At 66.3% G+C, this 14,902-nt stretch carries 13 protein-coding genes; 12 read left to right on the forward strand and 1 reads right to left on the reverse strand.

The window, feature by feature from the left end:
- The first annotated feature begins 19 nt into the window (after positions 1–19).
- From MYCSM_RS10920 to smc, 12 genes are all read left to right on the forward strand, one after another.
- Positions 20–3,403, forward strand: coding sequence for a pyruvate carboxylase (locus MYCSM_RS10920; protein WP_015306210.1), 3,384 nt, complete (start codon positions 20–22; stop codon positions 3,401–3,403).
- Positions 3,400–3,957, forward strand: coding sequence for a 16S rRNA (guanine(966)-N(2))-methyltransferase RsmD (rsmD, locus tag MYCSM_RS10925; RefSeq protein ID WP_083906270.1), 558 nt, complete (start codon positions 3,400–3,402; stop codon positions 3,955–3,957). Before MYCSM_RS10920 ends, rsmD begins: the two co-directional genes overlap by 4 nt.
- Before the next feature lie 398 nt (positions 3,958–4,355).
- On the forward strand, positions 4,356–4,832 hold the full coding sequence (coaD, locus tag MYCSM_RS10930) for a pantetheine-phosphate adenylyltransferase (protein ID WP_041311803.1): 477 nt from the start codon (positions 4,356–4,358) through the stop codon (positions 4,830–4,832).
- A gap of 98 nt (positions 4,833–4,930) precedes the next feature.
- The gene (locus MYCSM_RS10935; protein ID WP_015306213.1) at positions 4,931–5,497 is read left to right on the forward strand and encodes a hemerythrin domain-containing protein; all 567 of its coding nucleotides are present in this window, start codon (positions 4,931–4,933) and stop codon (positions 5,495–5,497) included.
- 252 nt (positions 5,498–5,749) lie between these two features.
- Positions 5,750–6,487 carry a cell division protein SepIVA gene (gene sepIVA / locus MYCSM_RS10940; RefSeq protein WP_015306214.1) on the forward strand — a complete coding sequence of 246 codons (738 nt, stop codon included), beginning with the start codon at positions 5,750–5,752 and terminating at the stop codon, positions 6,485–6,487.
- A gap of 30 nt (positions 6,488–6,517) precedes the next feature.
- On the forward strand, positions 6,518–7,102 hold the full coding sequence (locus MYCSM_RS10945; RefSeq protein WP_015306215.1) for a YceD family protein: 585 nt from the start codon (positions 6,518–6,520) through the stop codon (positions 7,100–7,102).
- Positions 7,099–7,791 carry a ribonuclease III gene (gene rnc / locus MYCSM_RS10950; RefSeq protein WP_015306216.1) on the forward strand — a complete coding sequence of 231 codons (693 nt, stop codon included), beginning with the start codon at positions 7,099–7,101 and terminating at the stop codon, positions 7,789–7,791. Before MYCSM_RS10945 ends, rnc begins: the two co-directional genes overlap by 4 nt.
- Positions 7,792–8,649 carry a bifunctional DNA-formamidopyrimidine glycosylase/DNA-(apurinic or apyrimidinic site) lyase gene (mutM, locus tag MYCSM_RS10955; RefSeq protein WP_015306217.1) on the forward strand — a complete coding sequence of 286 codons (858 nt, stop codon included), beginning with the start codon at positions 7,792–7,794 and terminating at the stop codon, positions 8,647–8,649.
- Positions 8,650–8,744: 95 nt separating this feature from the next.
- Positions 8,745–9,473: a hypothetical protein gene (locus MYCSM_RS10960; RefSeq protein ID WP_015306218.1), complete on the forward strand. Its 729-nt coding sequence runs from the start codon at positions 8,745–8,747 to the stop codon at positions 9,471–9,473.
- 122 nt (positions 9,474–9,595) lie between these two features.
- The gene (locus MYCSM_RS10965) at positions 9,596–10,012 is read left to right on the forward strand and encodes an OsmC family protein (protein ID WP_015306219.1); all 417 of its coding nucleotides are present in this window, start codon (positions 9,596–9,598) and stop codon (positions 10,010–10,012) included.
- Entirely contained in the window at positions 9,996–10,280 is a 285-nt protein-coding gene (locus MYCSM_RS10970) for an acylphosphatase (RefSeq protein WP_015306220.1), read from the forward strand. Before MYCSM_RS10965 ends, MYCSM_RS10970 begins: the two co-directional genes overlap by 17 nt.
- A gap of 26 nt (positions 10,281–10,306) precedes the next feature.
- Positions 10,307–13,897 carry a chromosome segregation protein SMC gene (gene smc, locus MYCSM_RS10975; protein ID WP_198345024.1) on the forward strand — a complete coding sequence of 1,197 codons (3,591 nt, stop codon included), beginning with the start codon at positions 10,307–10,309 and terminating at the stop codon, positions 13,895–13,897.
- Here the strand turns inward: smc and fni are convergent.
- Positions 13,894–14,898 carry a type 2 isopentenyl-diphosphate Delta-isomerase gene (gene fni, locus MYCSM_RS10980; protein WP_442928528.1) on the reverse strand — a complete coding sequence of 335 codons (1,005 nt, stop codon included), beginning with the start codon at positions 14,896–14,898 and terminating at the stop codon, positions 13,894–13,896. The genes smc and fni overlap by 4 nt on opposite strands.
- Positions 14,899–14,902 lie beyond the last annotated feature (4 nt).

Below are 14,902 nucleotides of genomic sequence, written 5' to 3' on the forward strand. Positions count from 1 at the left end.
CGGGGGATAGGGTCAGCGGGTGATTTCGAAGGTTTTGGTCGCCAATCGCGGGGAGATCGCGATCCGCGCGTTCCGGGCGGCCTACGAGATGGGCATCGCGACGGTCGCGGTCTATGCGCACGAGGATCGCAATTCGCTGCATCGTCTCAAGGCCGACGAGTCGTATCAGATAGGGGAGACGGGCCACCCGGTCCGCGCGTATCTCTCGGTCGACGAAATCGTGCGTGTCGCTCAGCAGTCCGGCGCCGACGCCATCTATCCGGGCTACGGCTTCCTGTCCGAGAATCCGGATCTGGCCGCCGCGTGTGCGGATGCAGGCATCACGTTTGTCGGGCCTGGCGCGGAAATCCTCGAGCTGGCGGGCAACAAGTCGCGCGCGATCGCCGCGGCGCGCGCCGCCGGCCTGCCCGTGCTGAATTCGTCGGCGCCGTCGGCATCGGCCGATGAGCTGGTGGCTGCCGCGGCGACCATGGAGTTCCCGCTGTTCGTCAAGGCGGTGTCCGGCGGTGGTGGGCGTGGCATGCGGCGGGTGGCCGACGAGGCCGCGCTGCCCGAAGCCATCGAGGCCGCGTCGCGCGAGGCCGAGTCGGCGTTCGGCGACCCGACGCTGTACCTCGAGCAGGCGGTGATCAACCCCCGCCACATCGAGGTGCAGATCCTCGCCGACACCCACGGCAACGTGATGCACCTGTTCGAGCGTGACTGCAGCGTGCAACGCCGGCACCAGAAGGTCATCGAACTCGCACCGGCTCCGAACCTGCCAGGCGAGCTGCGCGCCAAGATCTGTGCCGACGCAGTCGCCTTCGCCCGCCAGATCAACTACAGCTACGCCGGCACCGTCGAGTTTCTGCTCGACGAACGCGGCCACTACGTGTTCATCGAGATGAACCCGCGCATCCAGGTCGAGCACACCGTGACCGAGGAGATCACCGACGTCGACCTGGTCGCCAGCCAGCTGCGCATCGCAGACGGGGAGACGCTGGAAGACCTTGGGCTGAGCCAGAACACAATGACGGTGCGCGGGGCTGCTTTGCAGTGCCGGATCACCACCGAGGACCCGGCCAACGGTTTCCGCCCCGACACCGGCCGCATCACCGGATACCGGTCGCCCGGCGGCGCCGGCATCCGGCTGGACGGCGGTTCGCATCTGGGCGCCGACATCAGCGCGCATTTCGACTCGATGCTGGTGAAGCTGACGTGCCGCGGGCGCGACTTCTCCGCGGCGATCGCGCGGGCCCGCCGCGCGTTGGCGGAGTTCCGCATTCGCGGTGTGTCGACGAACATCCCGTTCCTGATGGCCGTGGTGAACGACCCGGACTTTCGCGCCGGTCGCGTCACGACGTCGTTCATCGACGAGCGTCCGTATCTGCTGACCGCGCGCACGCCGGCTGACCGCGGCACCAAGATCCTCAACTACCTCGCCGACGTCACGGTCAACCACCCGCACGGTGCCCGGCCGTCAACGGTGTATCCGCAGGACAAGCTTCCCCAGGTCGACCTCGACGCAGCCCCGCCGCGCGGCAGTAAGCATCTGCTGACCGAGGTCGGCCCGGAGGGCTTCGCTCGATGGCTGCGGGAATCCAAGTCCGTCGGCGTCACCGACACCACGTTCCGCGACGCGCATCAGTCGCTGCTGGCGACGCGGCTGCGCACCACTGGCCTGTTGATGGTCGCGCCGTACATCGCGCGGATGACGCCGCAGCTGCTGTCCATCGAGTGCTGGGGTGGCGCGACCTACGATGTGGCGCTTCGGTTTTTGAAGGAAGATCCGTGGGAGCGGCTGGCCGCGCTTCGCGAGGCGGTGCCCAACATCTGTCTGCAGATGCTGCTGCGGGGCCGTAACACCGTCGGCTACACGCCGTATCCGGAGTCGGTCACCTATGCGTTCGTGCAGGAGGCGACGGCGACGGGCATCGACATCTACCGCATCTTCGACGCTTTGAACAACGTCGACTCGATGCGGCCCGCGATCGACGCGGTGCGTGAAACCGGTACGGCGGTGGCCGAAGTCGCGATGAGCTACACCGGCGATCTGTCCGACCCGAACGAAAACCTGTACACGCTCGACTATTACCTCAAGCTGGCGGAGCAGATCGTCGACGCAGGCGCGCATGTGCTGGCGATCAAGGACATGGCCGGGCTGCTGCGCCCGCAGGCCGCCACCCAGCTGGTTTCCGCGCTGCGGTCGCGGTTCGACCTGCCGGTGCACGTGCACACCCACGACACCCCGGGCGGCCAGTTGGCCACGTACCTGGCGGCGTGGCATGCCGGGGCCAATGCCGTCGACGGCGCGTCGGCGCCGCTGGCGGGCACCACCAGCCAGCCCGCGCTGTCCTCGATCGTCGCGGCCGCGGCGCATACCGAATACGACACCGGGTTGTCGTTGTCGGCGGTGTGCGATCTGGAGCCGTACTGGGAGGCGCTGCGAAAGGTGTACGCGCCGTTCGAATCTGGCATTCCCGGGCCGACCGGGCGGGTGTATCACCACGAGATCCCCGGCGGACAGTTGTCGAATCTGCGTCAGCAGGCGATCGCGCTGGGCCTCGGTGACCGGTTCGAGGAGATCGAGGCGAATTACGCTGCCGCAGACCGCGTTTTGGGCAGGCTGGTGAAGGTGACACCTTCGTCGAAGGTGGTCGGAGATCTGGCGCTGGCGTTGGTCGGTGCGGGGGTGTCTGCCGACGAATTCGCCGCGGACCCAGCCAAATTCGACATCCCCGACTCGGTGATCGGGTTCCTGCGCGGTGAGCTAGGCGACCCGCCGGGCGGCTGGCCGGAACCGTTGCGCACCAAGGCGCTTGCGGGGCGCCCGCCGGCCAAGGCTACCCAAGAACTGTCTCCCGAAGATGAGGCAGTGCTCGGCGAAGCCGGGCCCAAACGCCAGGCCGCGCTCAACCGGCTGCTATTCCCGGGTCCGACAAAGGAATTCGAGGCACATCGCGAGGCCTTCGGCGATACCTCCAGCTTGAGCGCCAACCAGTTCTTCTACGGGTTGCGGCATGGCGAGGAGCATCGGGTCAAGCTCGAGCGTGGTGTCGAGCTGTTGATCGGGCTCGAAGCCGTCTCCGAACCCGACGAGCGAGGAATGCGTACGGTGATGTGCATCCTCAACGGACAGCTGCGCCCGGTGGTGGTGCGGGATCGCAGCGTCGCCAGCGACATTCCGACCGCCGAGAAGGCCGACCGCGCCAACCCCGACCACATCGCCGCGCCGTTCGCCGGTGTGGTGACGGTCAACGTCGTCGCCGACGATCAGGTCGAGGCCGGACAGACCATCGCCACCATCGAGGCGATGAAGATGGAAGCCGCGATCACCGCGCCTAAGGCAGGCAAGGTCAGCCGCGTGGCTGTATCGGCCACCGCGCAGGTCGAGGGTGGCGACCTGCTGGTGGTGGTCAGCTGACCCGCATCATCGCCGGCACGTTCGGTGGGCGGCGAATTGCTGTGCCGCGCGCGGGAACTCGGCCGACTACCGATCGGGTGCGTGAGTCGCTGTTCAACGTGCTGGCGTCGCGCGTGGATTTCGAGGGCGCCTCGGTGCTCGACCTCTATGCGGGTTCGGGCGCACTTGGTTTGGAAGCGCTATCGCGGGGGGCGACGTCGGCGATGTTCGTCGAAAACGATCAACGAGCGGCCGCCGTCATCGCCAAGAACATCGCGTCGTTGGGGGTAGCGGCAGACGTGCGGCGTGGACCCGTGGCAGCCGTGCTGGCCGGCGGCACGAACCGGCCGGTGGATCTGGTGCTCGCCGACCCGCCGTATGAGGTCCCCCCCGCGGAGATCGAGGCGACGCTGACCGCATTGGTCGACGGCGGCTGGGTGCGCGTGGGGACCGTCGTGGCCGTGGAACGCGGGACATCGGGGCCGGAAATCACCTGGGCCGACGGTTGGGAAACCTTGCCGTCGCGGCGGTATGGCGACACTCGACTGGAGCTGGCCGAGCGGCGATCAGCCTGAGCCAGAGAGCCAAGTATGGAGGCGTTCGTCGTAGTCGCGGGCCACTCGCAGGCTGCGGCCAGACCCCCGGAAGACCCAGCCCAGCTCGAGAAAGCGATGGGTGAGAAGCGCGGGAAGCACACCTGCGCGATGGGGCCGGCGCTGCGTCCAGTCCACGCAGACCCGGCGAACACCCGCCGCTTCGAATTCCATTGCGCCGCATCGATTCCCAGCCGGTCCACCAAATTGTGCCCACGCCGGGTAAGTCGGTGATCGCGGTCATCGATCATCAGCAGCGCGTCCACCTCGAGCAAGCGGTCGCGTAGTTCGACTCCGCGCCGGCCCGCAAGATGGTCGAAGCAGGGAATGCTCACGAGCGGGGCCCACTCACGGTAACCGCCCTGCTAGCGTCATCGACCATGAGCGGCGCCGTATGCCCTGGATCGTTCGACCCGGTGACCCTCGGCCATGTCGACGTTCTCGAGCGCGCGGCCGCCCAGTTCGACGAGGTCGTTGTCGCGGTGCTGATCAACCCCAACAAGAAGGGGATGTTCAGCCCCGAGGAACGCATCGCGATGATCGAAGAGTCGACGACGCATCTGCCAAACCTACGGGTGGAATCCGGCCAAGGGCTGGTCGTCGACTTCGTGAAGGCCCGCGGGTTGACTGCGATCGTCAAGGGTCTGCGCACCGGCACCGACTTCGAATACGAGCTGCAGATGGCGCAGATGAACAAGCACATCGCTGGCGTCGACACGTTTTTCGTCGCGACCACGCCGCGGTATTCATTTGTGTCATCGTCACTGGCCAAAGAAGTCGCGATGCTCGGCGGCGACGTTTCGGAACTGCTGCCCGCACCCGTCAACGAGCGCCTGCAGGCAAAGCTGAACGGTTAGACGTCAAGGTTAATTTTCGTCCTCCGCGGGTAGGTGTTGGGTGGCGCACAGCCCCTTAGCGCCCCGACCTGTTCCACGACTAGCGGAGGTGTATTGGCGTGGTAGAGACATTCGTTCAATCGAGCGACGACGTTGTGAAGTTCCTCAAGGATCAGCACAACCTGATCAAGGACATGTTCGAAGAGGTTTTCAGCGCATCCGATCCCAAGGCGCGCGAGAAGGCGTTCATCGACTTGCGCAAGCTGTTGGCGGTCCACGAGACGGCCGAGGAGATGGTGGTTCACCCGCGGGTCCGCCACGAGGCTGCCAACGGTGACGAGATCGTCGACGCGCGCCTGGAGGAGGAGCACAAAGCCAAGGAGATGCTTTCAGCGCTGGAAAGCATGGACGTCGAGTCGAAGGAGTTCATCGACGAGCTGACGAAGTTCCGCGATGCCGTCATCGACCACGCCGAGCACGAGGAGAACGAGGAGTTCACCAAGCTGGAGCGGAACCTGACCGCCGACGACCGTGAGCGGATGGCCAAGGCCGTCCAGGCCGCAGAGGCAATCGCACCGACGCGTCCGCACCCAGGCGTTGAGTCGGCGAAGATGAACTTTGCTGCTGGCCCGTTCGCGTCGATGCTCGACCGGGCCCGCGACCTTCTCAAGCAGGCCACATCGTAGTGTGCTGAGCTGAGGCAAAATCGCCCGTCACCTCGCAGGTGCGGGCGATTTTGCTTTGCTAGGAGCCGACGGCAAGCCGCCGTTTCGCTGTGTTGACATAATGTCGGCGAAGCAATTCAAGCGGGAGTTGCGGCCTGGGGGAGCACGGGACACAGCAAAAGGGCCAAAGGACGACACACCGGCCCGGAAGCCGAGTCACACGGGTAACACCAGGCACACTGGTAACTGTCAACTACGCCTGGAGGGTGTGCCGTGTACCGAGTTTTTGAAGCGCTCGACGAGTTGGGCGCGATTGTCGAAGAAGCGCGCGGTGTGCCGATGACGGCTGGCTGCGTGGTCCCGCGCGGCGATGTCCTCGAGTTGATCGACGACATCAAGGACGCCATCCCCGGCGAGCTCGACGATGCCCAGGACGTCTTGGATGCGCGCGACGGCATGTTGCGCGAAGCCAAGGAGCACTCCGACCAGATGGTCGCCACGGCCAGCGCCGAGGCCGACTCGCTGATCAATCACTCGCGCGCCGAAGCCGACCGACTGCTGGCCGACGCCAAGGCACAGGCCGATCGCATGGTCGCCGAGGCCCGTCAGCACAGCGAACGGATGGTCGGCGAGGCCCGCGAGGAAGCCGCCCGCGTCACCGCAACCGCCAAGCGCGAGTACGAGGCCAGCACGGGGCGCGCCAAGAACGAGGCCGACCGGCTCATCGAGAACGGAAACCTGGCCTACGAGAAGGCTGTGCAGGAAGGCATCAAGGAACAGCAGCGGCTGGTGTCGCAGACCGAGATCGTGCAGACCGCAACGGCCGAGGCCACGCGACTGATCGACTCGGCCCACGCCGAAGCCGACCGGCTGCGCGGGGAGTGCGACATCTACGTCGACAGCAAGCTCGCAGAGTTCGAGGAGTTCCTGAACGGAACCATCCGCTCTGTCGGCCGTGGACGTCACCAGCTACGCACCGCGGCGGGCACCCACGACTACGCGTCGCGGTAGGTCGGCGCCGTCGCCGTAGAATCGACATTCATGGCGACGCATGCGAACGCGGCGGCGCGCCGCGCCTCACGATCGCCGCTCGTTATCCACATTTCCCGGCTTGGCCGGCGGCCCGGGTCGATGATGACCTTTTCCGAGACGGTGCCCAACCCGTCGCGCATCGGGCTGGACCTGATCGGCATCGACGAGGGCGCGCCGCTGACGCTGGATCTTCGGATCGAATCCGTATCGGAGGGTGTGCTGGTCACCGGGACGGTGTCCGCGCCGACGGCGGGCGAGTGTGCCCGCTGCCTGACCCCGATCACCGGCGACGTCGAGATCTATCTGACCGAGTTGTTCGCCTACCCCGACAGCGCGACCGACGAGACCACCGAGTCCGACGAGATCGGCCGTGTCGGCGCCTCGGGTGAGCCAGACACCGTCGACCTCGAGCAGCCGATCATCGACGCGATCGGGATGGCGCTGCCGTTCGCGCCGCTGTGCGGGCCCGACTGCCCGGGGCTGTGTCCGCAGTGCGGCGTGCCGTTGGCCACCGCGGAGCCTGGCCACCACCATGACCAGATCGATCCGCGGTGGGCCAAGCTCGCGGGCCTACTGGACCAGGACGAGCCGTGACGGACCGCGCGCTCCTGCTCAAGGCATTGGGCGTCGACCTGCCCGCAGAACTGCTGACCATCGCGCTGACGCACCGCAGCTACTCGTACGAGAACGGCGGGCTGCCCACCAACGAGCGCCTCGAGTTCCTCGGCGACGCGGTGCTCGGGCTGACCATCACAGAGGAGCTCTACCATCGGCACCCCGACCGCTCCGAGGGTGACTTGGCCAAGCTGCGCGCCAGCATCGTCAACACCCAGGCGCTGGCCGATGTCGGCAGACATCTGACCGACGACGGCCTCGGCGCGTACCTTCTGCTTGGCAAGGGTGAGGAACACTCCGGCGGTGCCGACAAGTCCAGCATCTTGGCCGATGGCGTCGAATCCTTGTTGGGCGCAATCTATTTGGAGCATGGCATCGCCGTTGCCCGGGATGTGATCATGCGCCTGTTCAGCACGCTGCTGGACACCGCGCCGACGCTGGGGGCCGGGCTGGACTGGAAGAGCAGCCTGCAGGAGCTGACCGCGTCCCGCGGCATGGGTGTGCCGTCATATGTGGTGACATCCACCGGCCCCGATCACGACAAAGAATTCACTGCGACGGTCATCGTCACCGAGGTCGAGTACGGCAAAGGCATCGGGCGGACTAAGAAGGAGGCCGAGTTGAAGGCGGCCGCCGCGGCGTGGACCGCGCTCTCTTCCTCTGCGTAGATGCCTGAACTACCTGAAGTCGAGGTCGTCCGGCGGGGATTGGCGGCCCATGTGACGGGTCGAACCATCACGGCGGTGCGGGTGCACCATCCGCGGGCGGTGCGACGCCACGAAGCCGGCCCCGCCGACCTGACCGCGCGGCTGCTCGACGCGAAGATCACCGGCACCGGACGACGCGGCAAGTACATGTGGCTGACGCTGGACGACGAGTCCGCGTTGGTCGTGCATCTGGGCATGAGTGGGCAGATGTTGTTGGGCGAGCTGCCAAACGAAAACCACTTGCGTATCGCGACGCTGCTCGACGATGGCACCGCACTGAGCTTTGTCGACCAGCGCACGTTCGGTGGCTGGATGCTCGCCGACTTGGTGACGGTCGACGGCACCGACGTTCCGATGCCCGTCGCGCATCTGGCCCGCGACCCGCTGGACCCTGCGTTCAATCGCGATGGTGTCGTTACGGTGTTGCGGCGCAAGCATTCTGAAATCAAACGCCAATTGCTCGACCAGACGGTGGTGTCGGGCATCGGCAACATCTACGCCGACGAGGCGCTGTGGCGCGCGCGCATCAATGGAGCGCGACTGGCGTCATCGTTATCGCGCGCGAAGCTGGCCGAGCTGCTCGACGCCGCCGCCGAAGTAATGTCCGATGCGTTGGGGCAGGGCGGCACTTCGTTCGACTCCTTGTATGTAAACGTCAACGGTGAATCCGGCTACTTCGACCGGTCGCTGGACGCCTACGGACGCGAGGGCGAGCCGTGCCGGCGCTGCGGCGCGGTGATGCGGCGGGAGAAGTTCATGAACCGGTCGTCGTTCTACTGCCCGAAATGCCAACCGCGACCGCGGGCTCAGGCGCACTGAACGTCGCAGCGCGGACGGCCGGCCGACAGCGCGTGAATTCGCCACGGCTTAAGTAAACAGGCCCACATTTGGGTAGAGCGCAGTATGGTGACGCCATGCGGGGGGCAGAGAATTTGGCGCGGCGGCCAAACAAGTACTTGTCGCTGGTCGCTTGGCTTCTGCCGATGTCGAAGTTCAAAATATGGCTATTGAGGCGTATCGGGAATGAAATTGGAGAGAATGCCCGGCTAGGACCTGTGCTGGTAATCAGCTGCGGCCGGTTCATGCTCGCCGACGACACTGTAATTTTTCCGATGAATCTTTTCCGCAATTTGGCCGCTGTCAAAATGGGGCGCGGCGCCATCATCGGCCAGCTCAATCAATTCACTGCCGCACCATTATACCAACAGGTCAGCGACCGCGCCGGCTTTCTTTCGCTGGGGGAGCAGGCAGCGTTCACCAACAGACACTACGTGGACTGCTCGGGCCAGGTGTTGCTGCGCCCGTATGCCGTGGTCGGCGGAGTCAAAACAACGGTGCAGACCCACCAGATCGATCTCAAGCACAACCGTATCGGTGTTGGAAAGGTGGTGATCGACGAGAATGCCATCACTGTCACCCACTGCGTGATTTTAATGGACGCCTACCTGCCACCAAGGTCGGTTCTCGCCGCGCACTCCCTGCTGATGAAATTTCGTGACGACCACGAACACAAATCGGGGCTCTATGCCGGCAGTCCCGCCCGATTTGTCCACGAGTTCGACCATTTCATCTGGTGGAACCGAGAAACCTGGCAAACGACGGCAACGGAATTCGACGACTCGACGTTTGACCCCATTCCCTGATAGTCCTCGCCGTGCGTCGGTAGCACCTGCCGTGAGAGTGCGTGCCGGAGCGCGATGCACAACGTGTGATTCGCAACAGTTGGCGCACCTCGTGGTGGGCACGGTCGTTGTAGAAATAAGCCATGACCGAATTGTGGGTTGAGCGTACCGGCGTGCGCAGCTACGTCGGGCGCAGCACGCGCGGCGCCGAGGTGCTTGTCGGCAACGAGGACGTCGAGGGCGTGTTCACACCCGGCGAGCTGATGAAGATCGCCCTGGCAGCGTGCAGCGGCATGGCCAGCGACGCGCCATTGCAGCGCCGCCTAGGCGAGCACTACACGACGACGATCAAGGTGTCCGGGCCCGCCGACCGTGATCAGGAGCGCTACCCGCTGCTCGAGGAACGCATGGAACTCGACCTGTCGGGGCTCTCCGAGGACGAGGTGTCGCGGGTGCTGACGGTTGTCGAGCGCGCCATCGATCAGGTCTGCACGGTCGGCCGCACGCTCAAGTCTGGGACCAAAGTGACGTTTGAGGTCAGTGATGCAGGAGTTAGCTGACGTCCGGTTGACGGCCTGGGTGCACGGCTACGTCCAAGGGGTGGGCTTCCGGTGGTGGACACGGTCGCGCGCATTGGAACTCGGCCTGGTCGGATACGCATCGAACAGGCCCGACGGGCGCGTCCAGGTCGTCGCGCAGGGTCCGCGCGACGCCTGTGAAAAGCTACTTGAACTGCTACAAAGCGGAAACACCCCGGGTCAGGTCGACAAAGTCCTCGCAGACTGGTCAGAACCGGACGACTCGCTCCAGGGGTTCACCGAACGTTAGCCTCCGCGACGGTAGTGTGGCGCGTTGTGCACCTCAAGAGTCTGACGCTGAAGGGCTTCAAGTCCTTTGCCGCACCCACGACTCTGCGTTTCGAGCCCGGCATCACCTGCGTGGTCGGTCCTAACGGTTCAGGCAAGTCGAATGTGGTCGACGCGCTCACCTGGGTGATGGGTGAGCACAGCGCCAAGACCTTGCGCGGCGGAAAGATGGAGGACGTGATCTTCGCCGGCACGTCGTCGCGTGCCCCACTGGGACGCGCCGAGGTCACGGTGACGATCGACAACTCCGACAATTCGCTGCCGATCGAGTACTCCGAGGTGTCGATCACCAGGCGGATGTTCCGCGACGGGGGAAGCGAATACGAAATCAACGGCAGCAGTTGCCGTTTGATGGATGTGCAGGAGCTGCTGTCCGACTCGGGCATCGGCCGCGAGATGCACGTCATCGTCGGCCAGGGCAAGCTCTCCGAGATCCTCGAGTCCCGACCGGAAGACCGGCGCGCGTTCATCGAGGAAGCCGCGGGTGTGCTCAAGCACCGCAAGCGCAAGGAAAAGGCGGTCCGCAAGCTCGACGCGATGTCGGCCAACCTCGCCCGGCTCACCGACCTGACGACCGAGCTGCGCCGTCAGCTCAAGCCGCTGGGCCGCCAAGCCGAGATGGCCCGTCGCGCCCAGACCATCCAGGCCGATCTGCGCGACGCCAGGCTGCGACTGGCCGCCGATGACCTGGTCACCCGCAAGGCCGAGTTCGACAACACCGATCGGGCCGAGACCACCCTGCGCCGCGAGCACGACGACGCCGCCGCGCGACTCGAAGCCAAAACCGTTGAACTCAACGCCCATGAGGCGGCGGTCAATACGCTCAGCGAACGCGCCGATGCCGCGCAGCAGACGTGGTTCCGGCTGTCGGCGCTCGCCGAACGTGTCAGCGCCACGGTGCGCATCGCGAGCGAACGTGCTCAGCACCTCGACGCCGAGCCCGAGGCGTCCACCGGTCCGGACCCCGAAACCCTTGAGGCGCAAGCAGAAGAGATCGCCGAGCAAGAGCGGCAGCTGCTCGCCGAGCTGGAGGAATCCCGCACCCGGCTGGAGTCCGCACGCGCCGAACTGACCGAGTGTGAACGCGCCGCGGCCGAGGCCGAACGCGCCCATCTTGCCGCCGCCCGCGCCGAAGCCGACCGTCGGGAAGGGCTGGCGCGGCTGGCCGGACAGGTCGACACCATGCGGACCCGCGTCGAGTCGATCGACGAGACCGTCGCCCGGCTGACGGGCGGCATCGATGAAGCGGCTGCCAAGGCCCAGCAGATGCAGGCCGAGTTCGAAACCGTCCAGAGCCGCGTCAGTGAGCTCGACGCAGGCGAGGTCGGCCTCGACGAACACCACGATCGCACCGTGGCCGCGCTGCGGCTGGCCGACGAGCGCGTCGCCGAACTGCAGGCCGCCGAGCGCGGCGCGGAGCGGCAGGTCGCGTCACTGCGGGCGCGCATCGAGGCGTTGTCGGTCGGGCTCGATCGCAAGGACGGCGCGGCCTGGCTGCAGCGAAACCACGGCGGCGCGGGACTTTTCGGCTCGATCGCCGACCTATTGAAGGTGCGGCCCGGTTACGAGGCGGCCGTCGCGACGGTGCTCGGCGCCGCGGCAGACGCCCTGGCTGCGGAGAACTTCGGTGCCGCCCGGTCGGCCGTCAAGGCGCTGAAGGAATCCGACGGCGGCCGCGCGGCCATCGTGCTGAGCGACTGGCCGCACCACGCACCCTCGCCGACGGAGCAACTGCCGCACGGCGCGGCATGGGCGGTGCACCTCGTCGAGGCGCCGCAGCGGCTGCAGGGCGCGATCACGGCGATGTTGTCAGGTGTCGTTGTGGTGCAAGATCTTTCCGCCGCGCTGGATCTCGTCGCGGCGCGCCCGCAGTTGCGAGCCGTCACCACAGAGGGTGACCTTGTCGGCGCTGGCTGGATCAGCGGCGGGTCTGATCGCAAGCCCAGCACGCTGGAGATCACCTCGGAAGTCGAGAAGGCGCGCGCCGAACTGGCCGACGCCGAAAGGCAGACCGGCGAGCTGTCCGCCGCGTTGTCCGGCGCGCTCGTCGAGCAGGGGGCCCGGCAGGACGCCGCCGAGCAGGCGCTCGCGGCACTCAACGAATCCGACGCCGCGATCTCGGCGATCTACGAGCAACTCGGCAGACTTGGCCAGGATGCCCGCGCCGCCGACGACGAATGGCAGCGGCTCATCCAGCAGCGCAACGAGCTGGAGGCCGGCCGAAACCAAACTGTCGAGGAACTCGCTCAACTCGAGCAGCGACTGCACAACGCCCAGCAGGAGCCGACGTTCGAATCCGAACCCGTCGATCGCCAGGCGTCGATGGCGGCGGCAGAAGAGGCCCGCGCAGTCGAGGTGGAGGCGCGGTTGGCCGTGCGCACCGCCGAGGAACGCGCGAATGCGGTTCGCGGACGGGCGGATTCGCTGCGACGGGCGGCGGCTGCCGAACGCGAGGCGAGGTTGCGGGCCCAGCGTGCGCGCGAGGCGCGCGTACACGCAGCGGCGGTTGCGGCCGCGGTGGCAGAGTCCGGACGTCACGTCGCAGTGCGGTTGAGTGCAGCGGTAGGCGTGGCATCGCGGGCCCGAGACCAGGTTGCCGCCGAACGCCAGCACCGCGCAGGTGCCCTGACGAAGTCGCGCGAGGAAGTCAACGAACTGTCCGCCAGGATCGCCGCGATCACCGACTCTCTACACCGCGACGAGGTCGCCAAAGCCCAAGCGGCCCTTCGCATTGAGCAGCTCGAGGAACACGTCCTCGAGCAGTTCGGAATGGCCACCGCCGACCTGATCGCCGAATACGGCCCCGATGTGGCGCTGCCGCCGTCGGAGCTGGAGATGGCGGAGTACGAACAGGCGCGTGAACGCGGCGAGCAGGTCACCATGCCGGCCCCCCTGCCGTTTGACCGGTCGACCCAGGAACGCCGCGCCAAGAAGGCGGAGCGTGAGCTCAACGAGCTGGGCCGCGTGAATCCGCTTGCGCTGGAAGAGTTTGCGGCTCTCGAGGAGCGCTACAACTTCCTGTCGACTCAGCTCGAGGACGTCAAGGGGGCCCGCAAGGACCTGCTCGACGTCATCGCCGATGTGGACGAGCGCATCCTGCAGGTGTTCACAGAGGCCTTCGTCGACGTGGAACGTGAATTCCGCGACGTGTTCTCGTCGCTGTTCCCCGGCGGCGAGGGACGATTGGTGCTCACCGATCCCGACGACATGCTGACCACCGGCATCGAGGTCGAGGCCCGTCCGCCCGGAAAGAAGATCAAGCGGCTGTCGCTGCTGTCCGGTGGCGAGAAGTCGCTGACCGCGGTGGCCATGCTGGTGGCGATCTTCCGTGCGCGGCCGTCGCCGTTCTATGTGATGGACGAGGTGGAGGCGGCGCTCGACGACGTGAACCTGCGCCGGCTGCTGGGGCTGTTCGAAATGCTGCGATCGCAGTCGCAGCTGATCGTGATCACGCACCAGAAGCCGACGATGGAGGTCGCCGACGCGTTGTACGGCGTCACGATGCGCGACGACGGGATCACACAAGTGATTTCGCAGCGGATGCGCGGCCAGGAACTGGTCGGCGCCGCCGCCAATTAGGGAAGCTTGGTGACCCCGCGGCGACGCAGTGCCACGAGGTTGGCCGCCCCGCAGCCATGCAGGCATACCCGTAGCTCGTCGATGAATTGCTGCAGCCAATCCACAACGGCGGCAGGCGATTCGATTGCAGGTGCCAGTAGCGGGCGCGCAACCGCCACCGCGTCCGCGCCCATCGCCAATGCCTTGGCCGCGTCCATGCCGGTGCGGATTCCGCCCGACGCGACGATCGGCACATCGGGCAGTGTGTGCTGCACTTCCAGCAGCGCCTCCGCGGTCGGGATGCCCCACTCGGCCAGTGCCGGGTGGCGGATCTCGCCGTACCGCACAAACTGTTCAACCCGCGCCCACGACGTGCCGCCCGCGCCTGCGACGTCGACGGCCGCGATCGGGCAGTCGACCAATTCCGCTGCGGCGGCGGCGCCGATGCCGTGGCCGACCTCCTTCAGAAGAACCGGATAGCCGATCGATCCTGCGATGTCTCGTAGTCGGGCAATTGAACCGGAGAAGTCGGTATCACCATCGTGCTGCATCGCCTCTTGAAGCGGATTGGTATGCACGGCAAGGACATTGGCGCCGACGGTGTCGAGCACCTTGACGAGGTCTCCGACCATGACGCCGTTGAGTTGGGCCAGTCCGATGTTGCCGATCAGCAGCGCGTCCGGTGCCACATCGCGGACGGTAAACGACGTCGACGCGAAGCCGTTGTCGAGCATGATGCGCTGCGAGCCGAGCATCATGCCGACGCCGAGCTGCTGCGCGGCGGCGGCCAGATTGCGGTTGATGGTGCCCGATAGCTCCGCCCCGCCGGTCATCGCGCCGATCAACACAGGCGCCCGTAACCGCGCGCCGAGGAATTCGGTGCTCAGGTCGACGGTGCCCAGATCCGTCTGGGTGAGCGCGTTGTACGGCAACCGGTAACGCTCGAGCCCGGTGGTGACCGTCTGATAGTCGACCGCCTCCGACAGGCACACATCAATGTGGCGCTGCTTGCGGGTTTCCATGCCC

Origin of the sequence: Mycobacterium sp. JS623, from assembly GCF_000328565.1 — a bacterium.
Classification (GTDB): domain Bacteria; phylum Actinomycetota; class Actinomycetes; order Mycobacteriales; family Mycobacteriaceae; genus Mycobacterium.